At 69.9% G+C, this 3449-nt stretch carries 4 protein-coding genes; 1 reads left to right on the forward strand and 3 read right to left on the reverse strand.

Features of this window, described 5'->3' with window-relative positions:
• From IE312_RS14595 to IE312_RS14605, 3 genes are all read right to left on the reverse strand, one after another.
• The coding region (locus IE312_RS14595; RefSeq protein WP_189981855.1) for a toll/interleukin-1 receptor domain-containing protein at positions 1 to 377 on the reverse strand (377 nt) is incomplete at its 3' end.
• Between the two features lie 267 nt (positions 378 to 644).
• On the reverse strand, positions 645 to 1511 hold the full coding sequence (locus IE312_RS14600) for a lamin tail domain-containing protein (RefSeq protein WP_189981858.1): 867 nt from the start codon (positions 1509 to 1511) through the stop codon (positions 645 to 647).
• Between the two features lie 19 nt (positions 1512 to 1530).
• Positions 1531 to 2142 carry a hypothetical protein gene (locus IE312_RS14605; RefSeq protein ID WP_189981860.1) on the reverse strand — a complete coding sequence of 204 codons (612 nt, stop codon included), beginning with the start codon at positions 2140 to 2142 and terminating at the stop codon, positions 1531 to 1533.
• A gap of 712 nt (positions 2143 to 2854) precedes the next feature.
• Between IE312_RS14605 and IE312_RS40035 the strand changes: the two genes are divergently transcribed.
• Positions 2855 to 3449: NHL domain-containing protein (locus IE312_RS40035; protein ID WP_440862356.1), on the forward strand; the 595-nt coding region annotated here is incomplete at its 3' end.

A 3449-nucleotide genomic window follows, 5' to 3' on the forward strand; every position in this document is an offset into this window, starting at 1 on the left:
ACCGCCCGCTCCACCTGCCCGACGAGGTCCTCGTACTGCTGCGGGGATGCCACGTGGCGGAAGTCGACGCGCAGCCGTGAGGCGAGGAACGGCGGCAGTACCACCTCGCCCAGCAGGACCGGGATCACCCGCTGTCGCCGCTCCACCGCGGCCGTCACGGCGGAGTTGAACTCCTCACCGCACCAGCCCGACTCCATCCAGTGCCGGCTGACGACCGGCACCACGGCATCGGCCTTCGCCAGTCCGTCCTGCAAGCGTGCCGCCACCAGGTCGCCCCCGGCGACCTCCCACTCATCCAGCCACACATCAAGACCGAGCCGGTGCAGATTCTCCGCCAGCGCTTTGGCCCACGGCTGGTCCTCATGCGCGTAGGACACGAACACGTCGAATCGCCCGGCACCCGTCACACCGCACCCCCCGAACGGAGCACTCCCGTAGTAGGGGAGCACCCCTGTAACCGGCCTTCACGCCGCGCACACACTAGGGCAACTCACGGCACCCCACGCCGGTAATGCCCTGATTCCCTCATACCCACCGACACGGGACGACGCCACGAGCCGTTACCCGGCATCCGCAACGACAGGTGAGGAGTCGTCCCCCCTCACCTGTCATCGGACGTCATCGATGGACCGGCGAGTCACGGCTCAGGGAGTGCCGGTCTTGTTGAACCCCTTGTCCAGGTAGGGGGACTGGTCGACGACGAAGCCGTCGTCCGCGACCAAGCGGGCGATGCCGCCCTGGTCCCGCCAGACCTCGTTGGAGGAGCTGAAGGAGAAGCCGCCGTACTCCGGGTGGTTCTCGTTGGTGTAGACGCGGTACCGCTGGCCGGGCTGGATGACCGTTCCCGGTGGGAAGGGGAACGAGTAGCCGGTGGGTTTGGCCTCCACCTTCCAGCCGGTCAGGTCCTGGGGTCCGCCTCCCTTGTTGAGGATCTCGACGTATTCGTCCGCCTGGCCGGTGCTCGTGCCCTGATAGCGCAGGCCGGAGATGATCACGTCGGGCTCGTCGAGCGTGAACATGCAGACCACGTCGGCGAAGTTGATGCCGCCCTCCGGGCTGCGGAACTGCCGGACGATCTGGCCGTTGCGCTTGAACCCGCTCAGTACCGCCCGGTACTGCTTGCCGTCGACCGTGACGGGCTGGGGGTGGATGAAGGTCTGCAGGTCGACCAGGTCGTCGTCCGCCGGACTGGTACCCGTGCTGTTGGGTGTCTCGTTGTGGTGGAAGCTGAAATTGAGGTCGGTCGTGCTGCCGTCCTCGAACATGACGTTGACGGTCAGCTGGACGTCGAACTGGCTGGGGTTGACGTTCGTGGGCTTGTTGCGGTGGATGAAGGTACCGACGACGAACTCGGTGCCGTCGAGCTGGACGTCCGCGGCCTCGCCGCGGAACTGGTACCCGCTCTGGCTGCCGGCGCTGCCCCACTGGATGTAGTCGGTGCCCACGCCGTTGACCGGTGAGATGGCGGGGGTGGTGGACGAGAAGACGCCTGAGGTGACGACAGTGGTCATGGTGTCCGGGTCCGCCCTCTCAGTCCTCGTCCTCGATGACCTCGGCCTTGAGCTTGGCCGGAGGTGCGGTACCGATCTGCGCGACGCCGTCGGTGTGGCGGCCGGCCCCGGCACCGTCGACGGCTTCGAGGCCGCAGGTGTAGACGATGCAGTCCTTGTCGTCGCTGCCGGTGTTCAGGTGCACGTGGTAGGTGAAGGTCAGCGTGCGCCCGTCGTCGCCGACCGTGGGCTGGACGGGGGGCAGGTTGCCGCCCGTGGTCTGATCGATGCGCTTGTACTGGGCGCCCACCGTGCCGTTCCAGCGGAATCCGGTGGGGGCGGTGAAGACGTGCTTGCATGCGCCGGCGTCGACCGTCTCGCTCCAGTTCGGGGTGCGGACGCAGATGTTGATGGTGGTGCCGAGCCCACCGGGAGCGTCCTCGACCCCGCCCTCCTGCCACACCACGAGGTCGAGTTTCTGGGCCTTGCCCTGTTCGTAACCCCAGTCGTAGCCGTTCGCGTACTGGTCCTTTTCCCCGCGCGAGCCGTCGCGTGGCGGGTCGGCGTAGGGCTTCCCGGCGAGCGCATCGGCGCGCCCCTGTTCCTCCCCCCGTTTGTAGGCTTCCTTCTTGGTCTGCACGTCGGTGCTCATCTCCGGGTCCTCCTGGGGCTGTGATCGAAGCGTGCGAGGGAATGTGAGGGAATACGAGGGAATGTGAGGCGTCCTGGTGCGGTCCGTCCGGGCCCGCAGGGGGGCGGCCGGAGCACGGCACCGCGCGCCGCACGGTTCACCGATGGCGGTCGTCATGACGGCTGCGTCCGTGAGACGGAACGCGGGGCGCCGCCCGTGGCTTCGAGCGGGGCGTCCGCGCGGCCGTCGTGGCACGCACCGGACTTTCATCCCGGTCCATCGTTAGCCCGGACAGAGCGGTGATATGCCGCCGTTCCCCCGTTTGGAATGCCGAATCGATTCGGCGTCACTTGTTCGAGTTCCGTTGAGGCGAGAAACGGCGCACAGGGGCGGAGCGGGGCACATCTGTCCGCCCCGTTACAGCCGTCGACGCCCGCCGGGCTTCCTCCCGTGCGGATTGCCTCGCTGTTCGCCCCACCCGGTTCCTCCCTCGTGCGAGTGGCCGACGCGGTGGCTGCTCCTGTGATCCGCCCCCCGACCGGTATGCAGGGGGGATGCCAACGACGGTGCGGAAGGAGATGCCGATGAGGCGGACGAGGCCGGGGACGTGTGAGGTGACGGGGGCCGCCGAGGTCCGGCCGCGCCCGGTCCGGGTGGTGGCGGCGTGACGGCCAGGGCGACGGCGTTGCGGCGTCCGCCGGATGCGCGGGACGGAGACGGCCTGCCTGGCACCGTGGCGGGCAACGGCACCGCCGGGTTCGCCGGGGACGGCGGGCCCGCGCCGGACGGACAGTTGGCCTTCCCCGCGGACGTGGCCCTGGGAGGCGGCGCGATCCTCGTCGCCGACCACGCCAACCACCGGATCCGCCGTATCGACGGCACCGGCACCCTGACGACGATCGCCGGGGACGGGCTGCGGGGTTTCGCCGGCGACGGCGGCGAAGCGGTACGTGCTCGCCTCGGCTTCCCGTCCGCGCTGGCGGTCGCCCCGGACGGGACCGTGTTCGTCGCCGACGAGATGAACCACCGGATCCGCCGGATCGACCCCTCGGGCGTCATCGACACCGTCGCGGGAGACGGCTCGCGCGGTGATGGCGAGGGTGACGGCGACGGCGGCCCGGCCTGCCGCGCCCGGCTGAATTCCCCGTGCGCCGTGGCCGTCGACGCGGTGGGCCGGCTGTACGTCGGGGAAGCCGGCGTTCCGCGGGTGCGCAGGATCGACGGCGACGGTCTCATCAGCACGGTCGTCGCGGCGTCCGGGCGGGCCGCCGGCTCCGGAGCGGCCGACGCGGGCGAGGTGTTCCTGCCCGCCGGCCTGGCGGTCGACG

This window comes from Streptomyces capoamus (assembly GCF_014654935.1).
GTDB classification, from domain to species: domain Bacteria; phylum Actinomycetota; class Actinomycetes; order Streptomycetales; family Streptomycetaceae; genus Streptomyces; species Streptomyces capoamus.

Coding starts and splice junctions, on each gene's coding strand:
- IE312_RS14605 (WP_189981860.1), bottom strand. CDS start 2,142: ATGAGCACCGACGTGCAGACCAAGAAGGAAGCCTACAAACGGGGGGAG.
- IE312_RS14600 (WP_189981858.1), bottom strand. CDS start 1,511: ATGACCACTGTCGTCACCTCAGGCGTCTTCTCGTCCACCACCCCCGCC.